Here is a 24,022-nt window from a genome sequence, read left to right as displayed (position 1 = left end):
AACGTTATGAGGGGGACCCGGACATGACCGGCGCCGTTGTCGCCATCGCCATCGTCTTGATCGTCGTCGGGGGTATCACGGCGGCGGTGGTCTCGCACTTCAGACTGCAGCGCCACCGCGCCGACGCCGTGGCCATGGCCTCGTACCGCAAGCTCGCCGAAGAGGCGGTCACCCGGCAGGAGGCCATACAGGCCGAACTGGCCGATCTGAAGGCCCGGGTGAGCTCGATCGACGACATGCTGCGGAGGATCGAGTGAGCAGGCCGGAAACCGGGCGCCTGCGCCCTCCGGCCTCCCTGATCAGACTTCCGTTATCCGCCGCCCCCTGGCTCGCCGCCGGCTACCTCGCAAGCTATCCCCTGGTCGGGGGCGCCCTGTTCGCCGTGGCGACGGCCGCCTTCGTGAGCGGCGTGGTGCTGAGCCAGTTCACGGTCACCGTGCCGCTGATCATCGGCTCGGTGTGGGTGATCAGGAGCTGCGCGCAGGTCGAGCGGGGCCGCGCCACACTCATCGACCGGCCGATTCCGTACCGGTACAGCGAGGTCACCGAGACCGGTCTGCCTGCCCACCTCAAGACTCGCTGCACCGATCCGGCGATCGCCCGCGACTGCGCCTACCTCATAGCCCTCTTCCCGCCGCTGCTGATCGTGGACCTCTTCGCGCTGGTCGTCTGGCTGGTGTCTCTCGGCTGCGTCACGCTGCCCCTGTGGTACCGAGCCGTGGACGTCTCCGGCGGCCCCGCAGGCCCGCACGGCGCGCTCAGCTGGGTCCATACCCTGCCCGGGGCGCTGGCCCTCGCGCTCGTCGCGCTCGTCCTGCTTCCCTTCGCCGCCCGGCTTCTCATGGCCACCGCCCGCCTGCACCTGACTGTGGCCCAAGTGGTACTCCGCCCGCCCCGCGACCCGCTCGCACAGGCCAAGGGCGTGCTCAACGGCCCCGGTCCGCTCTCCACCGTGCCGGGCTGCCGCCGCACCGGCACATCCACAGAACCGACAGAGAACAGGGATACTCATGAGCCGAACACCGGGCGGGTTAGCTGACGCCGTCGTCCACTTAGACACCGTCCACAAGGTCTACGGCGGCGGCAAGAACAAGGTGGCCGCTCTCGATGGTGTCAGCATCGACCTGCCAAGGGGCACCTTCACCGCAGTGATGGGCCCGTCCGGATCGGGCAAGAGCACCTTCCTCCACTGCGCCGCGGGGCTGGACCGGCCGACGTCCGGTTCCGTCCGGTTGGACGGCGTGGACCTGTCCGGGCTCAAGGAAAAAGAGCTGACCAAACTGCGACGCGAGCGCGTCGGTTTCGTCTTCCAGGCGTTCAACCTGATGCCCGCGCTGAACGTACGGGACAACGTCACCCTGCCCTTGCGCCTGGCGGGAAGCCGCCCCAAAGCCAGCGAGGTCGACGAGGTCATCGAACGCGTCGGCCTCGCTTCGCGGCAGAAGCACCGCCCCGGCGAACTCTCCGGCGGCCAGCAGCAACGGGTGGCGATCGCCCGCGCGCTCGTCACCCGGCCCGCAGTGGTCTTCGGTGACGAGCCGACCGGAGCCCTGGACACCCGAACCGCTCGCGAGGTCCTCGGACTGCTGCGCGAGGCCGTCCAGTGGGCCGGGCAGACCATCGTGATGGTCACCCACGACCCGGTGGCCGCCGCGCACGCGGACCGCACCCTCTTCCTCGCCGACGGCAGAATCGTCGACGCACTGGAGCGCCCGACCGCCGACATGGTCGCCGAGCGCATGACCCATCTCGGTGCCTGGGCCGAGGAGCGCACGGCACACGACCGACAGTACGGAGCGACCCGGTGATCGGACTCGCGCTGCGCTCCCTGAAGTTCCACAAGGGCGGCTTCGTCGCCTCGTTCATCGCGCTCTTCTTCGGCGCCACCATCGTGATCGCCTGCGGCGGGCTGCTGGAGACCGGGGTGCGCGGACTGGCCGAGCCGCAACGGCTCCGAACCGCACCGATCGTCCTCACCGGGGACCAGGGCTACCCCGAATCCAACAAGGTCTTCCGGGAGCGGGTCCGGCTCGACTCCGCCGACGTGTCCAAGGCCGCGGCCGTGTCCGGCGTCCAGGCGGCCGTTCCGGATGTCTCCATCCCCGCCATGGTCGCCCCGGCCGACGGCAAGGGCGGTGTCAAGGGCGGTGTCACCGCCACCGGTCACGGCTGGGACTCCGCTCGCCTCGGGTCGTACCGCCTGGTCCAGGGCAGCGCACCGGGCGCCGCGGGCCAGGTCGCGCTCGACTCGCGGCTCGCCGCCCGGGCGGGTGCGAAGGCGGGCGACCGGGTCACTCTCGGCCTGCGCGGCACCATGGCCACGTACCGGGTGTCCGGGCTGGTGAGCGGACCGGGCGCGGCCGAGACGCTGTTCCTCGCGGACAGCGACGCGGCGCGTCACGCCCCTCAGCGGGACAAGGTCGACTCCATCGGCATCCTCACTCGCCCCGGCACCGACACCGGCCAGGTGCGGGCCGCGCTCGCCGACGCCTTCGCGGGCGCTCCGGTCTCGGTGCTGACCGGCGACGAACGAGGCCGTGCCGAGTTCCCCGCCGTCGTGACCGACGGCAAGAACCTGGTGTCCCTGTCGGCCGTGTTCGGCGGTATGTCCATCATGGTCACGGTGTTCGTGGTGGCCAGCACCCTCGGTCTGTCACTGCAGCAGCGGCAGCGGCAGATGGCACTGCTGCGCGCGATCGGCTCGACGCCCGGCCAGGTCCGGCGGATGGTGCTTGCCGAGACGTTCACCATCGCCGTGTTCGCCACCGCACTGGCCTGCGTGCCCGGGCCGCGTCTGGGGCACTGGCTGCTCGGCCGGTTCGTGGACGCGGGTGTGGTGCCCGACGTGATGATCCACCGCTCGGGCGGGGTCCCGATGATCGTGGGCGCCGGGGCGGGGCTGTTGACCGCGCTCGGGGCCGCCTGGATCGCGGCTCGCGCCGCCGCCCGGACCCGCCCGACCGAGGCGCTGGCCGAGGCGAGCCTGCAGCGTGGCCGACTCAACTGGATCCGGCTGCTCTTCGCCGTACTCTGCCTGGCGGGCGGCACCACCCTCGCGATCGTCACGATGAACGTCGACGGCACGATTGCGGGCAGCACGGCCACGCCGGCCGCGATGCTGTGGACCGCCGGCTTCGGCCTGCTGGGCCCCACCCTGAGCAGGCTGATGACGGCCCTGCTGCGCTGGCCGCTGCGCGCGGTCACCGGCTTCTCCGGACAACTGGCCATCCTCAACGCCAAGGCCCGGGCGAACCGGCTGGCCGGAGCGGTCATGCCGGTCATGCTCGCCACCGGTCTGGCCACCGCCCTGATCTACCTGCAGACGACCCAGAACCAGGGCGCCCAGCAGGCGTTCGAGGACAACCTCCGAGCCGACCTCGTGCTCACCTCGGCGGCCGGCGGGATGCCCACGTCCGTGGCCGACGACATCGGCAAGGAGCCCGGCGTGGCGGCCGCCTCCGCCTATGTACCGAGCGCCGGCTTCATGGAGCCGTCCAAGGCCGAGATGGAGGCGTACGACGGCAAGGGCCGCAGGCCGAAGGGCGACCGCGTGCAGATCACCGGGGTCTCCGCGGCGGGCATCGAGCGCACCACGGCGATCCGTGCGGTGAGCGGCAGCCTCGCCGATCTGAGAGGGGACACCGTGGCCCTGCCCGAGTCCTCCGCCCAGGGACACCGGATCGGTGAGCGCATCCCCATGCGCATGGGCGACGGCACCGTGGTCGAGCCCCGCCTGGTGGCAACAGTCGGGGACCAGCGCGGATACGGTGCGGCGCTGATGCCCGCTTCCGTGGTGGCCGCGCACACCACCGACGGCATGGTGCCGCAGATCCTGGTCGCGGCGGACTCCGGCGCCGACACCGCGGGTCTTGCCGCCGAACTCACCGGCTCCGGCGCGCCGTTGCCCGGGCTGCGCGCTGCCGACCGGGCGGTCCTGGTCACCGCATCGGCCGAGCAGAACGACACCCAGACCTGGGTGGCGTACCTCCTGGTCTCCATGGTCGTCGGATACGCGGTCATCGCCCTGGTGAACTCCCTGGTGATGGCGACCGGCGAGCGGCGCCGCGAGTTCACCCTGCAGCGTCTTGTCGGCGCGACCCGGGGCCAGGTGATGCGGATGATGACGGTGGAGGCGCTGTTGACCGCACTGGCCGGTCTCGCGCTGGGCATGCTGGTCGCGGTCCTGACCCTGGTTCCGCTGAGCCAGGCCGTACTCGCCCGGGCGCTGCCGGCCGGTCCACCGTCGATTCTGCTGGCGGTCCTCGTGTCAGCGCTCGTTCTGACAGTCGGTACGACGCTGCTGACCACCCAGGTGGCGCTGCGCACCCGGCCCTCCGCGGCCATCGGCAGCCGGGAATGACCTTAACAACGTGGTGGGCGAAGCCTTGTCAAACCTACGCTCGCTCTTATGGCGTCGAAGCCCATCGGAAACCATATCGTCGCGGAATTGGAGCTTTTCGATGCTCAATAGAGTCGTGATCGTGGGTGGTGGTACAGCCGGCTGGATGACCGCGTCGTACCTCAAGGCAGCCTTCGGCGACCGGATAGACCTCACCCTCGTCGAATCCGGAAAGGTCGGCACCATCGGCGCCGGCGAAGCCACGTTCAGCGATATCCGGCGCACTTCTTCGAGTTTCTCGGACTCAAGGAATCGGACTGGATGCCGGCGTGCAACGCCACGTACAAGCTCGCGGTCCGCTTCGAGAACTGGCGCAAGCCTGGCCACCACTTCTACTACCCGTTCGAGCAGATGCGGTCGGTCGACGGCCTCCCGCTGACGGACTGGTGGCTCAAGAACGGTCGCACCGACCGGTTCGACACGGACTGCTTCGTGATGGCCAACATCTGCGACGCCGAGCGCAGCCCCCGTCACCTCAGCGGCACCATGCTGCCGCAGCCGTACGACGAAGGCACCGAAGAGCCCCAGGGTCTGACGATGTCGGAGCACCAGGGGAAGACCCAGTTCCCGTACGCCTACCACTTCGAGGCCGCGCTGCTGGCGAAGTTCCTCACCACGTACACGGTGGAACGCGGCGCGAAGCACATCATCGACGACGTCAAGGACGTCAAGCTCGACGAGCGCGGCTGGATCAGCAGCGTGGTGACCGCCGAGCACGGCGAGCTGACGGGTGATCTGTTCATCGACTGCACGGGCTTCCGGGGGGGTCTGCTCAACAAGGCCCTGCAGGAGCCCTTCATCTCCTTCCAGAACACCCCGCCCAACGACAGCGCGGTCGCCCTGCAGGTGCCGCAGGACATGGAGGCGCGGGGCATCCGGCCCTGCACCACCGCCACCGCGCAGGACGCGGGCTGGATCTGGACCATCCCGCTCTACGGCCGCATCGGCACCGGGTACGTCTACGCCGGCGACTACTTGTCCGCCGACGAGGCCGAGCGCACCCTGCGCGAGTTCGTGGGCCCGAGCGCGGCCGACGCCGAGGCCAACCACATCAAGATGCGCGTCGCAGCAACCGCTCCTGGGTCAACAACTGCGTGGGGATCGGCCTGACCAGCGGCTTCGTCGAACCGCTGGAGTCGACCGGCATCTTCTTCATCCATCACGCGGCCGAGCAGCTGGTCAAGAACTTCCCCGGACCCGACTGGAACCCGGTGCACCGCGACAGCTACAACAGCGCCGTCGCCCATGTGATGGACGGTGTCCGCGAGTTCCTGGCCCTGCACTACGCCGCCGCCGCGCGCAACGACACGCAGTACTGGAAGGACACCAAGACCCGGGAGCTGCCCGACGGACTGGCCGAGCGGGTCGAGCACTGGAAGGGCGGCATCGAGCTCAAGCCGTCCCCCGCGCTCGCGCTCGCCGACGACAGCGCGGCGCTGAAGGAGTTCCAGTCGGTGCACGACCAGGCTGCGGCTCTCAATGTGGGCGGCCCAGCATTTGGCCTTCCCGGGGGATTAGAAGGCCGTTTCGCGCGGCTGCCGATAACTGCAGCCGTGGTTCAGACGCGCCCGGATTCCCGTGCACGGTGCAAGGAGCCAGCCTCAGAACCAGTCAGTCCGGTCTGCTGTGACTGCGCCGACCGCATCCCTCGGGAGGGCCACCAACTCGCGTCGCCCAGGAGGGTCAGGACGGACGGCAGGATCATGATCCGCACGATGAAGGCGTCGAGCAGGACCGCTGCGGCGAGGACGAAGCCCATCTGCTTCATCTCGACCAGGGTGAGGAAGACGAAGCTGGCGAAGACGGTGACCATGACCACCGCCGCACTGGTCACGACGCCCGCGGAGCTGCCGATCCCCTCCAGTACGGCCCTGCGGGTGTCCAGGCCGCGCAGGGCCGCCTCCCTGATCCGGCTGACCACGAAGACCTGGTAGTCCATCGACAGCCCGAAGAGGATGACGAACAGGAACAGCGGTACCCGGGCCCCGATCGCTCCGGTGGAGTGGAAGTCGAGGATGCCCTCCGCCCATTGGCCCTGGAAGACCAGAACCAGCAGGCCGAAAGCGGACGCCGCCGAGAGCAGGTTGAGCACCATGCCGATGACGCCGATGACCACCGACCGGAAGGCCAGCACCGTCACAGCGAACGTCACCAGCAGCAGGAAGCCGACGACCAGCGGGAGCTTGGCGTTCTGATGGTCCAGGTAGTCGGCGTCGCGGGCGATGTCACCGGTGACGTACGCCTCGGCGCCGGGCACCTTGCCGACGGTCGCGGGCAACTGGTCGTCGCGGACGCGGTCGAGCGACTGGAGCGCCTGGGGCGAGCTGGGTTTGGACGGCACGGAGAGCATCAGGCTGGTGATCCGCCGGTCGCCGGAGGAGCTCAGCTTGAACTCGGCGTCCTTGGCGAACAGCGGGTCCGCCTGGGCCCGTCGACGCAGGTCCTCCAGTGCCTTCACCACCTGCGGTGAGCGGTCCGCGTCGGCGCGCACCACCACTTGGTGCTGGACGAGCATCTCCGGGAAGGCGGCGGTCAGCCGGTCGTAGGTCTGCACCGCGGGAATCTCGCGGGAGAAGGTGTCCCTCCCCAACACGCTCAGCTTCAGGTCGAGGGCGGGCGCCGCCAGGCCCAGCATGATGAGCACCGAGACCAGCAGGGTGATCCCTGGGCGCCGGGTCGCGGGCCGCAGCAGCGCGTTCCACGTCCTGCTCGTTCCACCGTGACCCCGGGCCCGCTTGCCCTGGGCCGCGCGGCGGGCCGTACGGCGCTCGGCGCGGGCACCGAGCTTGGCCAGCAGGGCGGGCAGGACCGTCAGCGAGCTGGCCATGGCGACCGTGACGACGATGATGGCGCCGGTGGCGAGCGAGGAGAAGATGACGTCGGTCGCGAGGTACAGCGTCGCGGTCGAGACGATCACCGCGAAACCGGAGACCACGACGGCCCGGCCGGCGGTGGCTGCGGCGAGTTCCACGACGGCTTGCGAACCGAGGTGGCCGCCGGCCCTGGCCCGTTCCTCGCGGTCCCGCTTCAGGTAGAAGAGCGAGTAGTCGACGCCGACGGCCAGGCCGATCAGCAGGATGATGTTGTTGCCGACACCTGCGTCCGGCAGCAGGTGCGAGGCGAGGCCGGACAGGCCCATGGCGGCAGCGATGGAGGAGAGCGCCAGCAGGACCGGAACACCTGCCGCGATCACCGAACCGAAGGCGATCATCAGCGTGATGATCGTGACCGGCAGGGTGAGCATCTCGGAGAAGGCGAGGTCGTCACTGCGCTGCTGGTCGAGGCCCTTGCTCATCGAAGGGCCGCCGGTCTGCTGCACCCGTAAGCCGGGGTGGGCCTTCTGCACGGCCGCGGTCTGCTCGACCAGCGGACCGACCTTCTTGCGTGCGGCGAGCTCCTCGCCCGCCATGACGACCTGGACCATGAGGACCTTGCCGTTGCGGGAGAGGACCGGCTTCTCGACCCGGTCGACCTCCTTGAGCTTGTCCATCCGCGCCGTGACATCGGCGGCGGCGGCCCGGGCCGCGGACACGTCCAGCGCGCCGGACGGGGAGTCGATGACGACCTGCTCGACCGGCCGGCGCTGCAGGCCGCCCTCCGTCGCGATCGCCTCCGCCTTGCCGGCCTTGCCGACCCGGTAGTCCTCGGTGGTGGCGCTGTTGGTCCCGACGGCGGCCGACGCTCCGAGGCACAGCGCGACGAAGACGAACCAGCCGACGATAGCGCGCCAGGGGTGAGCCGCGCTCCAACTCGCCACCCTGACGGTGACCGAGCGTTTCTCCACTGTCTTCAACCCCTTACTCACGTCACCGATCTCTTTTGCATGTAAGTCCGAGCTTACAGGCGTAAGAGTCTGCGTCAATCGCTCTTCATGCCATCTGCGCCTCGCCGGGCGGCAGTTGGGCCACATCCGGCCATGGGAGCTTGGCGAAGGAGTAGCTACTGGACGACGAGGTGTCCTTGGCGCCGGCGACCCACAGGGCGCCGTCCGGGCCGGTCGCCAGCGCCCCCACGGTCAGGGGAGCCGCCAGCGGGCCCTCCGCCTCGGACCAGGCGGAGCCGTTCCAGCGCTGCAACGTCACGCCCGCCCCCGCGACCCACACCTCGGTGGTGCCGTACGCCGCCAGCTGCGTGACCTCGGACACGCTGGAGGAAGCCGGGTTCCGGGCGGACCACGCGCTTCCGTTCCAGACGGCCACGGTGCCCCGGTTGGCGGCCGACCCCGCGGCCCAGCACTGGCCGCCCTTGACGAGCAGCGCGGTCGGTCACCTGGCCCACCGCCGTGCCGAACGGGGCGGGCAGCACTGTCCACGAGGATCCGTGCCAGCGCATCACCAGGGATCTGCGTGAGCTGCCGGTGCCTACGGAGCCGGCGACCCAGACGTCGTTCGCCGCCACGACCTGTACGGTCAGCAGGCTGGCGGTGCCGAGCGTGCTCGGCAGACTCACCGGGGCCCAGCTCGAACCGTTCAGGCGCACCACGGCCGGTACGTCGACCGACTGTTTCGCCGTGCCGACCACCCAGACGTTGCTCCCGGTGCCGGAGACCTGGCGGGCCGGGCGAAGGACTCGGCTCCGGTCATGCTGTTGGTCCAGGCCGTGCCGTCCCAGCGCAGCAGCTGGGGCACGTCCAGCTGCTGCGCCTGGTCCCACTTCTCGCCGACCGCAGCGTTGACGTCGGCCCCTGCTCCCCCGCTGGTCTTCCCGGGCGGAGCCGGGGCCGCGACCGGAATCGCCGCGGCCCGGCGGCTCCGGCGCGCGAACCGCCAGCCTGCAGGTCAGGCGCCCTTAGCCGCCGGCTCCAGCACAGCCACGCACTCCACATGATGCGTCATCGGAAAAAGGTCGAACGCCCGCAGCGACCGCACCCGATACCCGCCCTCGCGGAAGTACGCCAAGTCCCGTGCCAGCGCTGCCGGATCGCAGGCGACGTAGGCGATCCGGCGGGCGCCCAGGCCGGACAGGTGCTGGACGATCTTCTTGCCGGCGCCCGCGCGAGGCGGGTCGAGGACGATGAGGTCGGCCTCCGTGATGCCGGTGCGCGGGAGCACCGCCTCGACCCTGCCCTGTTCGATACGGACACGCTCGAAGGCCTCGAGGTTGTGCCGGGCGTCCTCGACGGCGCGCTTACCGGACTCGATGCCGAGGACCGCGCCCTTGTCGCCCAGCCGGTCGGCGAGAGCTCCCGCGAAGAGGCCGACGCCGCAGTACAGGTCGAGCGCCGTCTCGCCCTTGCGCGGGAGCAGGCCCTGCATCACTGCCTTGACCAGCGTGTCCGCGGCCTGCGGATGGACCTGCCAGAAGCCGCCGCTGCCGACGCGGTACGTACGGTCGTCGGCGCGCTCGCGCACGAAGGGGCGGCCGTGGACGCGGTGGACTCCGCCGTCCTTCTCCCCCACCCGCATGACGGAGACCGGCTTGTCCAGCTCCACGATCGGCAGGCGGGCGCCGGCCCGAGGCGTCAGGATCACCTGGCGGTCCTGGGATCCCGTCGCCGCGATCGCCTCGATCGACTGCATCCCGGACCAGTCGCGCCGCTCGATGCCCAGCTCGGTCACTCCGGTAGCGGCGATCATGCAGTGCTCGACGGGCTCGACCTCGTGCGAGCGGTGGCGGCGCAGACCGGCCCGGCCGGAGTCGTCCACCGCGTACTGCACGCGCGTCCGCCACGCGGGCACCTCACCGGCGGGCAGCTTGTCGCCCTCGGCGGGCATCACCGTGCCGTCCCAGCCGGCCTCCTCGGGCGTCAGGCCCGCGAGTCGCTGCAGCTGCTCGGCGATCACCTCGCCCTTGAGGCGGCGCTGCGCGCCCGGCTTGGCGTGCTGCCAGTCGCAGCCGCCGCAGCGGCCGGGACCCGCATACGGGCAGGGCGCCTCGACGCGGTCCTTGGACGCCTCCAGGACGGTCACCGCGTCCGCACGCAGGAACCGCGAGTCCTCCTCGCCCTCGGTGACACGCGCGACGACCCGCTCGCCGGGCAGCGTGTGCCGGACGAAGAGGACCTGGCCGGTGTCGGTACGGGCGATGCAGTGCCCACCGTGGGCGACGGGGCCGATCTCGACCTCGTACTCCTGCCCCACCAGCGACTTCTTCGGTTCTGCCTGCATGGCGGGGTGACTCCAGGTGCGAAAAAGGGAACAGCCGGACAACAGCCCACCAGTCTACGTGGGCGCCGCCCGGCCGTTCGACTCGAGTCCGTCAACCCTTGGACTCGCTGGGCTCCTTGGTGGTCCGCTCCTGCGCCGGCCCGCGTCGCACGGCGCCCGGAGCGTTCCACTCCTGGCGCTTGCGGGCCCGCTTCTTGGCCACCTCGGAGGACTCCAGCTGATACGGCACGGACGTCACCATCACACCCGGCGTGAACAGCAGGCGCCCCTTGAGCCGCAGGGCGCTCTGGTTGTGCAGCAGGTGCTCGTACCAGTGGCCGACGACGTACTCGGGGATGATCACGGAGACCGCGTCGCGCGGCGAATCCCGGCGCAGCCCCTTCACGTACTCGATGATCGGCCGCGTGATCTCGCGGTACGGCGAGTCCAGGACCTTGAGCGGTACGTCGATGCCGCGCCGCTCCCACTCCTCCTGGAGCGCCTTGGTCTCGGCCGGGTCGACGTTGACGCTGAGCGCCTCCAGGGTGTGCGAGCGCATCAGCTTGGCGTAGGCCAGGGCCCGCAGCGTCGGCCGGTGGATCTTCGAGATCAGCAGGACGGAGTGGACGCGCGAGGGGCGTACGACGTCGTCGCTCGGTCCATCGGGCGCGGCGATCTCCTCGGAGACCCGGTCGTAGTGCTTACGGATCGCCGACATGGTCGCGTAGAAGATCACCATGCCGACCAGCGCGACCCAGGCTCCGTGCGTGAACTTGGTGACCAGCACGACGACCAGCACAAGCCCGGTGAAGAAGGCGCCGAAGGTGTTGATCGCCCGGGAGCGGTGCATACGGCGACGCACGGCCGGGTCCCGCTCGGTGGCCAGATGGCGGTTCCAGTGCCGGACCATGCCGGTCTGGCTGAGCGTGAAGGAGACGAAGACGCCGACGATGTAGAGCTGGATCAGCCGGGTCGAGTCCGCGCCGTAGATCCACACCAGCAGGGCGGCCGCACCGGCGAGCAGCACGATGCCGTTCGAGAAGGCGAGGCGGTCGCCGCGGGTGTGCAACTGGCGCGGCAGATAGCGGTCCTGCGCGAGGATCGAGCCGAGCAGCGGGAAGCCGTTGTACGCCGTGTTGGCCGCGAGGAAGAGGACCAGCGCGGTGGCCGCGGCGAGCAGGATGAACATGAAGCTGCCGTCGCCGAACACCGCCTCGGCGACCTGCGAGATCACCGGATTCTGCACATAGTCGCTGCCGACCGCGACGCCGTTCCTCAGCAGGTCGCTCGCCGGGTGCTCGGCCATGCGGACGTTCGTCGCCATGGCCAGGCCGATGATGCCGCAGAACATGGTGACCGCGAGCAGGCCCATCATCGCGAGTGTGGTCGCCGCGTTCTTGGACTTGGGCTTGCGGAAGGCCGGGACGCCGTTGCTGATCGCCTCGACACCGGTGAGCGCCGCACAGCCGGAGGAGAAGGCACGCAGCATCAGGAAGACGAGCGCGAAGCCCGCGAGCCCTTGATGCTCGGCCTTGATGTGGAAGTCGGCGGTCGGCGCCTTCATGGTGTCGTCGAGGATTACGCCGCGGAACGCACCCCAGGCGATCATCGCGAAGACGCCCGCCACGAAGACGTACGTCGGAATCGCGAAGAGCGTCCCGGACTCCCTGACCCCGCGCAGGTTCATCAGCGTGAGCAGCACGATGACGCCGATCGCGCAGAGGACCTTGTTCTCGATCACGAAGGGGACCGCGGAGCCGAGGTTCTCGATGCCGGAGGAGATGGACACGGCGACGGTGAGTACGTAGTCGACGAGCAGCGCGCTGGCGACGGTGAGGCCGGCCTTGGGGCCGAGGTTGGTGTTGGCCACCTCGTAGTCGCCGCCGCCGCTCGGATACGCGTGCACGTTCTGCCGGTACGAGGCCACCACCGTGAACATCAGCACGACGACCGCGACCGCGATCCAGGGGCTGAAGTGGTAGGCCGACACACCCGCGACGGAGAGGACCAGGAGCACTTCTCCAGGTGCGTACGCCACGGAGGACAGCGGGTCGGAGGCGAACACTGGGAGTGCGATGCGTTTCGGCAGGAGCGTTTCTCCGAGCCGGTCACTACGCAGTGCGCGCCCGATGAGGATCCGCTTGGGCACGTCGGTCAGTTTGGACACGCAGAGGATCGTAAGCGTTCGCGAGGGAGGCCGCCCACCCTCCCCCCACGGTCGACTCCGCCGGAGCCGGTGGCGGAGTCCCTCATGATCCGCCCTCCGACCGAACTCGAGACCGGTGGTCCCGCGGAATCCACCACCGGGAAGGTCGGATTCCATGGCCGGGAAGGTCCGCATGCCCAGATGACCAAGCCCTACATTTTGCCCCCTTTTGCAACTTTCGTTGAGATTGATGGGGATGGCCGCATGCCAAATTGCCCACATGGCGTCGCGGAGCTCGTCGGCGGCGTCGCCGACCACCGAAAGACCGCGAGGGACGTGTGCCATGGGCGACCGTGCACAGGGGTGCCCTCTGTGGACCGCGCATGTGAAGCTTGGGCGTTGGTCTGAGACCCTGAACCTGAGCTGCATCCATTCACACCGGAAGGACGGTCGTGCACATCGTCATCATGGGCTGCGGAAGAGTGGGTTCCGCTCTCGCCCAGACCCTGGAGCAACAGGGGCACACGGTTGCCGTGGTCGACCAGGACCCCACCGCCTTCCGACGCCTGGGCTCCGGATTCGGCGGCCGTCGCGTCACCGGAGTCGGCTACGACCAGGACACCCTGCGCGAGGCGGGTATCGAGGAGGCCGGCGCGTTCGCCGCCGTCTCCAGCGGCGACAACTCGAACATCATCGCCGCCCGGGTGGCCCGCGAGATGTTCGGCATCGAGAACGTCGCGGCGCGCATCTACGACCCACGCCGTGCAGAGGTCTACCAGCGCCTCGGCATCCCCACCGTCGCCACCGTCCGCTGGACCGCCGACCAGATGCTGCGCCGGCTGCTCCCGTCGGGTGCCGAGCCGCTGTGGCGCGACCCCACGGGCGGGGTGCAGCTCGCCGAGGTGCACGCGTCGACGATGTGGGTGGGCCAGCGGATCAGCAGGCTCCAGGAGGAGACCGGCGTGCGCGTCGCCTTCCTCACCCGGCTGGGCGAGGCGATTCTGCCGACTTCACAGACGGTGCTCCAGGAAGGCGATCTGGTGCACGTGATGATGCGTACGGACGATGTCGAGAAGGTCGAGGCGTCGTTCGCCGAGGGTCCTGAGGAGGGCGGTCACTGATGAGGGTCGCCATTGCCGGTGCCGGTGCGGTGGGCCGCTCGATCGCGGGCGAGCTGCTGGAGAACGGGCACGAGGTCCTGCTGATCGACAAGGCTCCGACCGCGATCTCGGTCGAGCGCGTACCACAGGCGGAGTGGCTGCTCGCCGACGCCTGTGAGATCACCTCGCTGGACGAGGCAGCCCTGCAGCGCTGCAACGTGGTGATCGCCGCGACGGGGGACGACAAGGTGAACCTGGTCGTCTCCCTGCTCGCCAAGACCGAGTACGGGGTCCCGCGGGTCGTCGCTCGCGTCAACAACCCCAAGAACGAGTGGCTGTTCAACGAGTCCTGGGGCGTCGACGTCGCCGTCTCCACCCCGCGTCTGATGTCGGCCCTGGTCGAGGAGGCGGTCAGCGTCGGCGACCTCGTCCGGCTGCTCCGCTTCAGCCACGGCGACGCCAACCTGGTCGAGCTGACGCTCCCGCCGGAGTCCGCCCTGGCGGGCACCCGGGTCGGCGACGTCGAGTGGCCCGAGGACACCTCGCTGGTCACCATCATCCGCGGCACTCGTGTCCTCACCCCCAGCCGGGACGACTCCCTGGAAGCCGGCGACGAACTCCTCTTCGTGGCCGCCCAGGCCCGCGAGGAGCAACTGGAGGACCTGCTGTCGGTGCGCCGGGAGGACGCGGTGAGCTAGCCGGCTCCTGGTTCTTTACGACGTTGGGGGCGCCCGGAGATCTCCGGGCGCCCCCAACGTCGTAAGGGGACTCGTCTTGCGGTCTCCGCGAGGGCTTGCGGTGTTCGCGAGGGCTTGCGGTGTCCGCGATGGCTTGCGGTGTCCGCGATGGCCTCGGTCAGGTGCCGACGTAGGCCGCGAGGTGCTCGCCGGTGAGGGTGGAGCGGGCGGCGACCAGGTCGGCGGGGGTGCCCTCGAAGACGATCCGGCCGCCGTCGTGTCCGGCGCCGGGGCCGAGGTCGATGATCCAGTCGGCGTGCGCCATGACCGCCTGGTGGTGCTCGACGACGATGACCGACTTGCCGGAGTCGACGAGCCGGTCGAGCAGGCCGAGCAACTGCTCGACGTCGGCGAGATGCAGGCCTGCGGTCGGCTCGTCGAGGATGTAGACGCCGCCCTTCTCCGCCATGTGGGTGGCCAGCTTGAGCCGCTGCCGCTCGCCGCCGGACAGCGTGGTGAGGGGCTGGCCGATGCCGAGGTAGCCGAGCCCGACGTCGACAAGCCGCTCGAGGATGCGGTGCGCGGCCAAAGTGGCCGCCTCGCCGGCGGCGAAGAACTCCTCGGCCTCGGCCACCGACATCGCGAGCACCTCGCTGATGTCGCGGCCGCCGAGGTGGTATTCGAGGACCGATGCCTGGAACCGCTTCCCCTCACAGTCCTCGCAGGTGGTGGCGACGCCGGCCATCATCGCCAGGTCGGTGTAGATGACGCCGGCGCCGTTGCAGGTGGGGCAGGCGCCCTCGGAGTTGGCGCTGAACAGCGCCGGCTTGACGCCATTGACCTTCGCGAACGCCTTGCGGATCGGGTCGAGCAGTCCGGTGTACGTCGCCGGGTTGCTCCGTCGCGAGCCCTTGATCCCTCCCTGGTCGACCGACACCACACCCTCGTCGGCGGGAATCGACCCGTGCACGAGCGAGCTCTTGCCGGAGCCCGCCACACCGGTGATGACACAGAGCACCCCGAGCGGGATGTCGACGTCGACGCCCTGGAGGTTGTGCGTCGTCGCGCCGCGGATCGGAAGCCGTCCGGTGGCCTTGCGCACGGTCTCCTTGAGGGCGGCCCGGTCGTCGAAATGGCGGCCGGTGACCGTGCCGCCTGCCCGCAGCCCCTCGACGGTGCCCTCGAAGCAGACGGTGCCGCCCTCCGTGCCGGCGCCGGGGCCGAGGTCGACGACGTGGTCGGCGATCGCTATCACCTCCGGCTTGTGCTCCACGACGAGCACCGTGTTGCCCTTGTCCCGCAGTCGCAGCAGCAGGCTGTTCATCCGCTGGATGTCATGGGGGTGGAGGCCGATGGTGGGCTCGTCGAAGACGTAGGTGACGTCGGTGAGCGAGGAGCCGAGGTGGCGGATCATCTTGACGCGCTGCGCCTCGCCGCCCGAGAGCGTGCCCGACGGCCGGTCGAGCGAGAGGTAGCCGAGGCCGATCTCCACGAACGAGTCGAGGGTGTGCCGCAGCGCGGTGAGCAGCGGCGCCACCGACGGCTCGTGGACGCCGCCGACCCACTCGGCCAGGTCGCTGATCTGCATCGCGCAGGCGTCGGCGATGCTGATCTTGTCGATCTTCGACGTGCGGGCCCCCTCGCTGAGCCGGGTGCCGTCGCACTCGGGGCAGGTGGTGAAGGTGACCGCCCGCTCCACGAACGCCCGGATGTGCGGCTGCATCGCCTCCTTGTCCTTGGACAGGAACGACTTCTGGATCTTGGGGATCAGTCCCTCGTAGGTGAGATTGACACCGTTGACCTTGACCTTGACCGGATCCCCGTAAAGGAAGTCCTGCAGCTCCTTCTTGGTGTACTCGCGGATCGGCTTGTCCGGGTCGACGAAGCCGGACTGGGCATAGACCTGCACGGTCCACTGGCTGTCGGACTTCCAGCCGGGAATGGTGAACGCGCCCTCGGCGAGCGACTTGGAGTCGTCGTAGAGCTGGGTGAGGTCGATGTCGGAGACCTTGCCCCGGCCTTCGCAGCGCGTGCACATGCCGCCGGTGCGGGAGTAGGTCGCCTTCACGGCCTTCTTGGCGCCGCGCTCGACCGTGATCGCGCCGCTCGCCCGGACCGAGGCGGTGTTGAAGGAGTACGCGCTGGGCGGGCCGATGTGCGGCTTACCGAGACGGCTGAAGAGGATGCGCAGCATCGCGTTGGCGTCGGTGGCGGTGCCGACCGTGGAGCGGAGGTCGCCGCCCATCCGCTGCTGGTCGACACTGATCGCGGTCGTCAGCCCGTCGAGTACGTCGACCTCGGGCCGCGCCAGCGTGGGCATGAATCCCTGCACGAAGGCGCTGTAGGTCTCGTTGATCAGTCGCTGCGACTCCGCGGCGATCGTGTCGAACACCAGCGAGCTCTTGCCCGAGCCGGAGACGCCGGTGAACACCGTCAGCCGGCGCTTCGGGATCTCGATGCTGACGTTCTTGAGGTTGTTCTCGCGCGCTCCGTGCACGCGGATCAGATCGTGGCTGTCAGCAGCGTGCAGTGCGGGCGACTGCGGGTCCGTCCTCGTGCCCATGCTCATCGTGTCTCCATTTGTTCCACGGGGCGAAGCCGGTGTGATCATCGGTCCTGAAGCAGCCCGAGGGCGTTGCCGTCGGGGTCGGTGACGGTGGCCACCGGGAAAGAGCCCGCGTGAAGGGTGATGTCCATGGCGGTCACGCTAGCGGCGGCCCGGGGTGCCGCGCTTCTCGAATCCTGATCTGTCTGGTCACCTGTTTCCGACCAGCTCGGAGAAGCGAGTGCTGAAGGTGCCCCAGCGACGAGCAGCCGATCGCGAAGGCCCGTGCGTGCGCGTCCCGGGGCCGGTGCCTGCGCGTCCCGGGGCCGGTGCGTGCGCGTCCAGGGGCCGGCCCGGGCGTGACCGCCGCTACGGCTTGCGGTGCTTCGCGCCGCCCGTGTCGGTCGAGCCGGTCGTGTCGGCCGTGCTCCTGCTCTCGCGCTCCTCCTCGGCCTTCTCCGCCGCCTCCATCTCCGCGAACACGTCGATCGGCGCGGGCGCCTTGGCGAGGAAGACCCAGGTGAGGTAGACGGCGAGCAGGAAGGGCGGGATCTTCAGAGCGACCAGGACCCAGCCGAGCTGGGTGGTGTCGGCCCACCAGTACAGCGGGAAGAGGATCGCGCACTTGGCGAGCAGGATCAGGCCCCAGGCCCAACTCGCCTTCGCGTACGCCGCCTTGCGGCCCGGGTTGCGCGTGCGCCAGGAGAGGTTCTCCTTGAAGACCGGGCCGAGGATCAGGCCGATCAGCGGGACACCGGCGAGCGTCGTGATGATGTACGCGAGGCCCAGGCCGAGGGTGTAGAGCATGCCCGGCAGGTAGAAGTCCTTCGCGTTGCCGGTCATCATCGCGAAGACCACGCCGAAGGCCACGCCGAAGACGCCGCTGAAGGCGTGCTTGACGGTGTCCTTCATGATCAGGCGGACCACGACGAGCAGCAGGGAGACACCGAGGGCAGCGATGGCCGACGAGTGCAGGTCCTTGTTGATCGTGTAGATCGTGACGAAGAGCAGACCCGGCAGGACTGTCTCGATCATGCCCCGCAGACCGCCGAACGCCTCGAACAGCGCGGCCTCGGTCACCGCCCGCGAATCCCGCTGAGCGTCTTCGGTCGGCTTGTCGAGTGACGTCACCGGCTACTCCCGTCCGAGGGGTCTGAGTTCGTATTTCGGATTGAACAGCACCCGGCGGCCGCGGCTCATGGAGATCCGGCCCGATGCGATCAGCTTGCGCCCCGGCTCTATTCCCACGATGGAGCGCCTGCCCAGCCACACCACGTCCAGCGCGGCCGAACCGTCGAACAGCTCGGCCTCCAGGGCCGGGACACCAGCCCTCGGGCGCAGGGTGACCGTGCGCAAGGTACCAGTAACGGTGACTATCTGTCGGTCATGAGCGTCACCGATGCGCGTACATCCAGCTGTCTCGGCATCCTCGCGCAGTTCCTCGGACTCCAGGTCCTCCTGCGACGAGGAGAGCCGGTCGATCATGCGCCGGAACCGGCCCGCCGGCTTTTGGGAACGAGGAACAGCACTCATGTCTGAAGCGTACCGGGGGCATCTGACAGGTACGTACCCCTGGAACTAACGCTCGAATCGGTACCCCGTCCCCGGCTCCGTGATGAAGTGCCGCGGATGCGACGGGTCGGCCTCCAGCTTGCGGCGCAGCTGGGCCATGTACACGCGCAGGTAGTTGCTCTCGGTGCCGTACGAGGGTCCCCAGACCTCCTGGAGCAGTTGCTTCTGGCCGACCAGGCGGCCCGTGTTGCGCACCAGCACCTCCAGGAGGTGCCATTCCGTGGGTGTCAGCCGCACGTCGCGGCCGGCCCGGTCGACCTTCTTGGCGGCCAGGTCGACGGTGAACTCCTCGGTCTCCACGATCACCTCGTCCTCGCTGCCGTCGCCGCCCACGCCGCCCTGGGTGGGCTCGGTGGGCTCGGCCCGACGAACGACGGCTCCCAGCAGGGCGAGCAGCGCGTCCATGTCGAAGGGTCTGGTGACGTAGTCGTCGGCGCCGGCGTCCAGGGCCTCGGCCTTCTCGTCGGAGGAGCTCCGGGCCGACAGCACGAGAATCGGTGCGCGCGTCCGGCCCCGCAGCTCCCTGAGCACCTCGACGCCGTCCATGTCGGGCAGTCCCAGGGAGAGCACGATCACGTCGGGGTTGCGGGCGGCCGCGAGCCGGAGCCCGGTGGCGCCGTCGGCGGCCACGTCCACCTCGTACTCGCGCGCCTCCAGGTAGCTCACGAGGGCTCGGCCGGTCTGCGGCTCGTCGTCGACCACGAGGACGCGGGTCATGAGGCCTGCCTTTCCGAATATCAGCGTACGTGCGGCGACCGCGCGTGCCCTGCGGGGACTGCGGGGCCTGCGAGGTCTGCGGGCGCCCTGAGCGCTCGACGACGGCACGAGCCGTCAGTACACCCGGTCCTATGACGTCTGTGCTCCCCCGCGCGCCGTCGAGGCCCGCACTCAGTGCTCCACGATCTCGCCGTCGCTCAGCTCCAGGACCCGGTCGGCCAGGTCCAGGAGAGCCGCGTCATGCGTGGCGACGAGCGCGGTGACACGCTCGCTGCGGACGACCGCGCGCAGCAGCTCCATCACGGCGATGCCGGTCTCGGCGTCGAGCTGACCGGTGGGCTCGTCGGCGATGAGGAGCGAGGGGTTGTTGGCGAGGGCGCGGGCGATGGCCACGCGCTGCTGTTGCCCGCCGGAGAGCTCGCCGGGCCGCTGCGCCGCGTGGTCGGCGAGGCCGACGAGGGAGAGCAGCAGCTCGACGCGTTCCTCACGCAGGCGCGGCGCGGCCCGGCGCAGCCGCATCGGTACGCCCACGTTCTCGGCGGCCGTCAGGATCGGGATGAGCCCGAAGGACTGGAAGACGAATCCGATACGGTCCCGGCGCAGCTCCAGCAGCCCGTCCTCGCCGAGCCCGGACAGGTCGAGCCCGTCGACGGTGATCCGTCCCTCGTCCGGCTCGTCGAGGCCGCCGACGAGGTTCAGGAGCGTTGTCTTCCCGGACCCCGAACGGCCCTTGAGCGCGACGAGTTCCCCTCGGGGCACGTCGAAGGAGACACCGCGCAGGGCGTGTACGGCGGTGGCTCCGCTCCCGTACGAGCGGTGGACGTTCTCCACGCGCACCATGGTCTCGGTGGCGACCGTACCGCTCCGGCTCATCCGCACTCCCCCGTCCGGGCCCCGTTCGCGCTCCCCGTCGGACATGCGCTCATGCGCTGCCCTCCCCGTCGGCCGGGCGCCAGTATCGGCACGGGTCGCCGGGCCCGGCAATGGTTCAGCTCGGGTTTGGCCGAGGGCGTCAGGACCGTGGCTCAAGCTCTCCCCTGCGGAGCCCACCTGAACGCGAGGCAGCGAACGCAGAGGGCCGTACCCCGGGGGGTTCGGCCCTCTGTGCCCAGCTGTGTCTGCCGGCCTCGCGCGGCTACCGCACCTCGGTGATCTCCGGTCCGCGCTGCAGCTGCCCCATGCCGCCGGAGAAGCGCGAACCTGCCTGCTCCTCCTGCTGGACACCCTCGGCGACCATCTGTGCGTCCTCCGGCAGCTTCAGCACGATCGGGTCGCGCGGGGCCATCGGGCCGTCACCGCGGACGACCACGGTGTCCCGGAAGATCTGCTCGAGCAGCCCGGCGGCCTGCGGCTGCACCGCGCCCTGCCCGGAGATCACTCCGCGCAGGAACCAGCGAGGGCCGTCCACCCCGATGAACCGTACGACCTGGAAGCCGCCGGTCCCGTCCGGCAGCTGCACCGGCACCTGGGCGCGCAGCTCCCAGCCGAGCGGGCCTTCGACCTCGTCGATGACACCTCCCTGCTGGGTGATGCCGGAGGCGATCTCCTCGCGCACCTCGCCCCAGATGCCCTCACGCTTGGGGGCTGCGAAGGCCTGCAGCTGGACGGCGCTGTCCCGCAGCACCACGGTGGCCGCGACGATGGCGTCGCCGGCGACCTCCACGCGCAGTTCCATGCCGTCGACCCCGGGGACGAAGAGGCCGCCCAGGTCGACCCGGCCCTCGGCCGGATCGCGGACCTCCGTGCTGTCCCAGGGACCGTCGGGGCGCGGCTCCGGCTCGAGCCGTACGCGCTCCTGCTCTACGTCGTCCGCCTCAGTGTCGACGTCGTCGACGACCTGCTCGGCCTCGCTCGCCGCGTCCTCGGCGGCACTGCCCTTCTTGCGACGTCCGAACACGTCACTGTCCTTCCCGGTCGGATACGACCGAAGCGTATCGATTCCCACCCGTTGTGCCGTCCACGGCGGCATGACCTCCGGTGGACCCGAAGCCCCCCTCGGCCCGCGCCGAGTCGGGAAGCTCCGTCACCTCCCGGAAGCGCACCTTCTCGACCTGTTGGACGATCAGTTGGGCAATCCGGTCGAAGCGCTCGAACCGCACGGACTCGCGCGGGTCGAGGTTCACCACGATTACCTTGATCTCCCCACGGTACCCGGCATCCACCGTCCCCGGGGCATTCACGAGGGCGACACCGCAGCGGGCGGCGAGCCCGGAGCGCGGGTGCACGAACGCCGCGTACCCCTCGGGGAGCGCGATGGACACTCCGGTGGGCAGCACGGCCCGCTCGCCGGGCGCGAGTTCACGGCTCTCGGTCGTCCGCAGATCCGCGCCGGCGTCGCCGGGGTGCGCGTATTCCGGAAGCGGTACGTCCGGGTCGACGCGCTTGATCAGCACGGCGATCTCTTGACGGGTCGGCTGCGTCACGGGTTCACCTCGAAGGCGCGGGCTCGCCGGAGCTGGTCCGGGTCGCTCATGGCCGCCTGGATCTCCTCCTCGCGGCCGTTGTCGATGAAGTGGTCGACCTTCACCTCCAGGAAGAGGGCGTCCGCGCGGACCGCGACCGGTCCCGCGGGGCCGCCGATCCTGCCGGTCGCCGTGGAGTAGATCTTCCGTCCCGCCACGGCGGTGACCTCGGCCTCCAGGTACAGCACGGTGTCCACGGGAACGGGCCGCACGAAGTCGGTCTCCAGGCGCCCGGTCACCGCGATGGTCCGCAGCAGCCAGTTCAGCGAGCCGAGCGTCTCGTCGAGCGCGCTCGCGAGGACGCCGCCGTGAGCGAGGCCGGGCGCACCCTGGTGGGCGGCCTGGACGGTGAACTCGGCGATGATCTTGACGCCTTCGCCCGCGCGGGCCGCCAGGTTCAGTCCGTGCGTCTGTGCGCCGCCGCAGCCGAAACAGTGCTCGTAATGCGAGCCGAGCGGCTCGCCGGGGGCGGGCGCGTCCGGGTGCCGCACCGGCGCCACGGCGTCGGCCGGGGGCCGCAGGGTCGAAGAGGTACCACTCACAGGCGCAGACCTTACCCGCGCGTCGGAGAAGCTCACGCACCGTGCCAAGCTTGGCTTCATGCAGCCCTCCGCCTCGCCCTACGAAGAACGTCTGACCCCGCCTCGCACCTGGTGGCTCATCTGCTTCCTGGTCGGCGTCTCGATGGCACTGATCCTGCTGCCGTTCGGCACGCTGCCGCTGCTGGGCGGCCTGGTCGGCGGCACCGCGGTCGCGGCGGTGGTGGCCAGCTCGTACGGCTCGGTACGCATCCGGGTCGTGGGCGACTCGCTGATCGCGGGCGACGCGAAGATCCCGGTGTCGGCTCTGGGCGAGGCCCATGTCCTCGATGCCGAGGAGACCCGCGCCTGGCGCACGTTCAAGGCCGACCCGCGCGCTTTCATGCTGCTGCGCGCCTACATCCCCACGGCCCTGCGGGTGGAGATCACGGACCCCGCGGACCCGACGCCGTACGTGTACCTGTCCACACGGGAGCCGGATCGCCTGGCGGCGGCGCTGGACGCCGTACGAGCCGCTTAGGGCCTGTCCGGCGGATCAGGGCCGGACGGAGGGATCAGCGCTCGAGTCCCTTGGGGAACTCATCCATGGGCAAGGGGTCGGCGGGCTTCTCCAGGGGCGGCAGCGCGGGCAGGGCGTCCCAGGGGACCTGTACCGTGCGGAGATCCTTGCGGATGCGCTCCGCTAGATGTCTGGTTTCGCGGCGGTTCATGAACGCGCCGACGGCCGCGCCCACCAGGAACGGCATCAGGTTCGGCAGATTCCTGACCATCCGCTTCATGATCCGCTGGCGCAGCTCGCGCTTCAGCTGGACCCCCAGAGCCGCGTCGAGCGTCGACGGCTTCTTCACGTCGACTCCGCGCTCCTCGGACCAGGAGTTCAGGTACGTGGTGGTGCGCTGTTTGAGATTGCCCGGCGGCCGCAGGCCGTAGACCTCGTACAGCTCTGCGATCAGCTTCAGCTCAATGGCGGCGACGCCGGTGATCTCGGCGGCCAGCTCCGTGGGCATCGCCGGCGGTACCGGCATCATCGCGGCGGCGCCGACTCCCGCACCCACCGCCGCCGTCGCGTTGCACGCGCCCGCGACGAGCTTGTCCGCGAGCTGCTCGGGTCCCAGGCCCGGGAATTGTTTGCGGAGCGTCGCGAGGTCCCGTACGGGCACGCGCGGGGCGTTCTCGATGATCCGGTCCGTGAGGTGCGCCAGGCCCGCCCTGGCCCTGGTGCCTCCTCTGCGGACCCCATCCCTGACACCGCGTCCGACGGCGACCATCCTCCGCTTGGCGACAGGCGCCTTCGTCTCCGCCGCCTCGAGGGCACCGGAGGCGCCTGTCGCGCCCGCTGCTTCGAGCGAGGCCTCCCGGCCTCGCTCGTCGTCACGCGCGCCGCCCGAAGACGGAGGGGCCGCTTCCTGTCCACGGGAGCGGCGCTTCTTCCAGGGCGGGGTCGAGCCTTTCACGGCCGACCCTGCCTCAGTCGCAGTCGCGGCAGATCGGCTGACCGTTCTTCTCGCGGGCCAGCTGGCTGCGGTGGTGGACCAGGAAGCAGCTCATGCAGGTGAACTCGTCCTGCTGCTTCGGCAGGACCCGGACGGCCAGCTCCTCGTTCGAGAGGTCCGCTCCGGGCAGTTCCAGGCCCTCGGCGGCCTCGAACTCGTCGACATCGACCGCCGAAGTCGACTTGTCGTTCCGGCGAGCCTTCAGTTCCTCAAGGCTGTCCGAATCGACGTCGTCGTCGGTCTTGCGTGGGGTGTCGTAATCCGTTGCCATGTCGCTCTCCCCCTC

The 24,022-nt window shown here is 69.9% G+C and carries 22 protein-coding genes and 1 pseudogene; 9 read left to right on the top strand and 14 right to left on the bottom strand.

From position 1 onward, the window contains the following. Positions 1-23: 23 nt before the first annotated feature. The 6 genes and pseudogenes from FGD71_RS19620 to FGD71_RS49925 form a co-directional block, all read left to right on the top strand. The gene (locus tag FGD71_RS19620) at positions 24-257 is read left to right on the top strand and encodes a hypothetical protein (protein ID WP_119101767.1); all 234 of its coding nucleotides are present in this window, start codon (positions 24-26) and stop codon (positions 255-257) included. Then, entirely contained in the window at positions 254-1,039 is a 786-nt protein-coding gene (locus tag FGD71_RS19615) for a sensor domain-containing protein (RefSeq protein ID WP_119101766.1), read from the top strand. The genes FGD71_RS19620 and FGD71_RS19615 overlap by 4 nt, the downstream gene beginning before the upstream one ends. After that, positions 1,011-1,808 (top strand): ABC transporter ATP-binding protein, encoded by a 798-nt coding sequence (locus FGD71_RS19610; protein WP_119101765.1) that lies wholly within the window; start codon positions 1,011-1,013, stop codon positions 1,806-1,808. The genes FGD71_RS19615 and FGD71_RS19610 overlap by 29 nt, the downstream gene beginning before the upstream one ends. After that, positions 1,805-4,360, top strand: coding sequence for an ABC transporter permease (locus tag FGD71_RS19605; RefSeq protein ID WP_119101764.1), 2,556 nt, complete (start codon positions 1,805-1,807; stop codon positions 4,358-4,360). The genes FGD71_RS19610 and FGD71_RS19605 overlap by 4 nt, the downstream gene beginning before the upstream one ends. Positions 4,361-4,460: 100 nt before the next feature. Next, a complete protein-coding gene (locus FGD71_RS49930; RefSeq protein WP_338120066.1) occupies positions 4,461-4,778 on the top strand; it encodes a tryptophan 7-halogenase in 318 nt (105 codons plus the stop codon). Continuing rightward, a pseudogene (locus FGD71_RS49925) lies at positions 4,661-5,730 on the top strand (tryptophan halogenase family protein); the annotation flags it as partial. The gene FGD71_RS49930 and the pseudogene FGD71_RS49925, both read left to right, overlap by 118 nt. Positions 5,731-5,957: 227 nt before the next feature. On the opposite strand, the gene FGD71_RS19595 reads toward FGD71_RS49925, so the two are convergent. From FGD71_RS19595 to FGD71_RS19580, 4 genes are all read right to left on the bottom strand, one after another. After that, positions 5,958-8,204, bottom strand: a complete 2,247-nt coding sequence (locus FGD71_RS19595) for an MMPL family transporter (RefSeq protein WP_240436679.1) — start codon at positions 8,202-8,204, stop codon at positions 5,958-5,960. A 64-nt stretch (positions 8,205-8,268) separates the two neighbouring features. After that, complete coding sequence (locus FGD71_RS19590; protein ID WP_119101762.1) at positions 8,269-8,544, bottom strand: hypothetical protein; 276 nt, start codon at positions 8,542-8,544, stop codon at positions 8,269-8,271. A gap of 633 nt (positions 8,545-9,177) precedes the next feature. After that, the gene (locus tag FGD71_RS19585; protein ID WP_119101761.1) at positions 9,178-10,506 is read right to left on the bottom strand and encodes a class I SAM-dependent RNA methyltransferase; all 1,329 of its coding nucleotides are present in this window, start codon (positions 10,504-10,506) and stop codon (positions 9,178-9,180) included. Between the two features lie 91 nt (positions 10,507-10,597). Beyond that, positions 10,598-12,652: an APC family permease gene (locus FGD71_RS19580; protein ID WP_119101760.1), complete on the bottom strand. Its 2,055-nt coding sequence runs from the start codon at positions 12,650-12,652 to the stop codon at positions 10,598-10,600. Positions 12,653-13,083: 431 nt separating this feature from the next. On the opposite strand from FGD71_RS19580, the gene FGD71_RS19575 reads away from it, so the two are divergent. Together FGD71_RS19575 and FGD71_RS19570 are read left to right on the top strand one after the other, a co-directional pair. Continuing rightward, positions 13,084-13,752 (top strand): potassium channel family protein, encoded by a 669-nt coding sequence (locus tag FGD71_RS19575; RefSeq protein WP_119101759.1) that lies wholly within the window; start codon positions 13,084-13,086, stop codon positions 13,750-13,752. Further along, a complete protein-coding gene (locus tag FGD71_RS19570) occupies positions 13,752-14,429 on the top strand; it encodes a potassium channel family protein (protein ID WP_119101758.1) in 678 nt (225 codons plus the stop codon). Before FGD71_RS19575 ends, FGD71_RS19570 begins: the two co-directional genes overlap by 1 nt. A 157-nt stretch (positions 14,430-14,586) precedes the next feature. On the opposite strand, the gene FGD71_RS19565 is transcribed toward FGD71_RS19570, so the two are convergent. The 8 genes from FGD71_RS19565 to FGD71_RS19530 form a co-directional block, all read right to left on the bottom strand. Beyond that, positions 14,587-16,977 carry an ATP-binding cassette domain-containing protein gene (locus FGD71_RS19565; RefSeq protein WP_119101757.1) on the bottom strand — a complete coding sequence of 797 codons (2,391 nt, stop codon included), beginning with the start codon at positions 16,975-16,977 and terminating at the stop codon, positions 14,587-14,589. Positions 16,978-17,322: 345 nt separating this feature from the next. Then, positions 17,323-18,084 carry a DUF3159 domain-containing protein gene (locus tag FGD71_RS19560; protein ID WP_119101756.1) on the bottom strand — a complete coding sequence of 254 codons (762 nt, stop codon included), beginning with the start codon at positions 18,082-18,084 and terminating at the stop codon, positions 17,323-17,325. Between the two features lie 3 nt (positions 18,085-18,087). After that, positions 18,088-18,486, bottom strand: a complete 399-nt coding sequence (locus FGD71_RS19555; RefSeq protein WP_119101755.1) for an OB-fold nucleic acid binding domain-containing protein — start codon at positions 18,484-18,486, stop codon at positions 18,088-18,090. Between the two features lie 45 nt (positions 18,487-18,531). Further along, positions 18,532-19,242 (bottom strand): response regulator, encoded by a 711-nt coding sequence (locus tag FGD71_RS19550; protein ID WP_119101754.1) that lies wholly within the window; start codon positions 19,240-19,242, stop codon positions 18,532-18,534. Positions 19,243-19,413: 171 nt separating this feature from the next. Then, positions 19,414-20,115: an ABC transporter ATP-binding protein gene (locus FGD71_RS19545; protein ID WP_119101782.1), complete on the bottom strand. Its 702-nt coding sequence runs from the start codon at positions 20,113-20,115 to the stop codon at positions 19,414-19,416. A 262-nt stretch (positions 20,116-20,377) separates the two neighbouring features. Further along, the gene (locus FGD71_RS19540) at positions 20,378-21,139 is read right to left on the bottom strand and encodes a DUF3710 domain-containing protein (RefSeq protein ID WP_119101753.1); all 762 of its coding nucleotides are present in this window, start codon (positions 21,137-21,139) and stop codon (positions 20,378-20,380) included. A gap of 1 nt (position 21,140) precedes the next feature. Then, complete coding sequence (gene dut, locus FGD71_RS19535) at positions 21,141-21,635, bottom strand: dUTP diphosphatase (RefSeq protein WP_119101781.1); 495 nt, start codon at positions 21,633-21,635, stop codon at positions 21,141-21,143. Between the two features lie 26 nt (positions 21,636-21,661). Beyond that, positions 21,662-22,246: a PaaI family thioesterase gene (locus FGD71_RS19530; protein WP_119101752.1), complete on the bottom strand. Its 585-nt coding sequence runs from the start codon at positions 22,244-22,246 to the stop codon at positions 21,662-21,664. Positions 22,247-22,304: 58 nt separating this feature from the next. On the opposite strand from FGD71_RS19530, the gene FGD71_RS19525 reads away from it, so the two are divergent. Further along, a complete protein-coding gene (locus FGD71_RS19525; protein ID WP_119101751.1) occupies positions 22,305-22,763 on the top strand; it encodes a DUF3093 domain-containing protein in 459 nt (152 codons plus the stop codon). Positions 22,764-22,797: 34 nt separating this feature from the next. On the opposite strand, the gene FGD71_RS19520 is transcribed toward FGD71_RS19525, so the two are convergent. Both FGD71_RS19520 and FGD71_RS19515 read right to left on the bottom strand, forming a co-directional pair. Beyond that, positions 22,798-23,697, bottom strand: coding sequence for a hypothetical protein (locus FGD71_RS19520; RefSeq protein WP_119101750.1), 900 nt, complete (start codon positions 23,695-23,697; stop codon positions 22,798-22,800). A gap of 13 nt (positions 23,698-23,710) precedes the next feature. Then, positions 23,711-24,007, bottom strand: a complete 297-nt coding sequence (locus tag FGD71_RS19515) for a DUF4193 domain-containing protein (protein WP_005481602.1) — start codon at positions 24,005-24,007, stop codon at positions 23,711-23,713. Between the last annotated feature and the right edge of the window lie 15 nt (positions 24,008-24,022).

Origin of the sequence: Streptomyces sporangiiformans, assembly GCF_005768555.2 — a bacterium.
In the GTDB taxonomy this organism is placed as follows: Bacteria; Actinomycetota; Actinomycetes; order Streptomycetales; family Streptomycetaceae; genus Streptomyces; species Streptomyces sporangiiformans.
The sequence above is the reverse complement of the archived record's forward strand: the minus strand, read 5'-3'. Positions and strand labels throughout refer to the sequence as shown.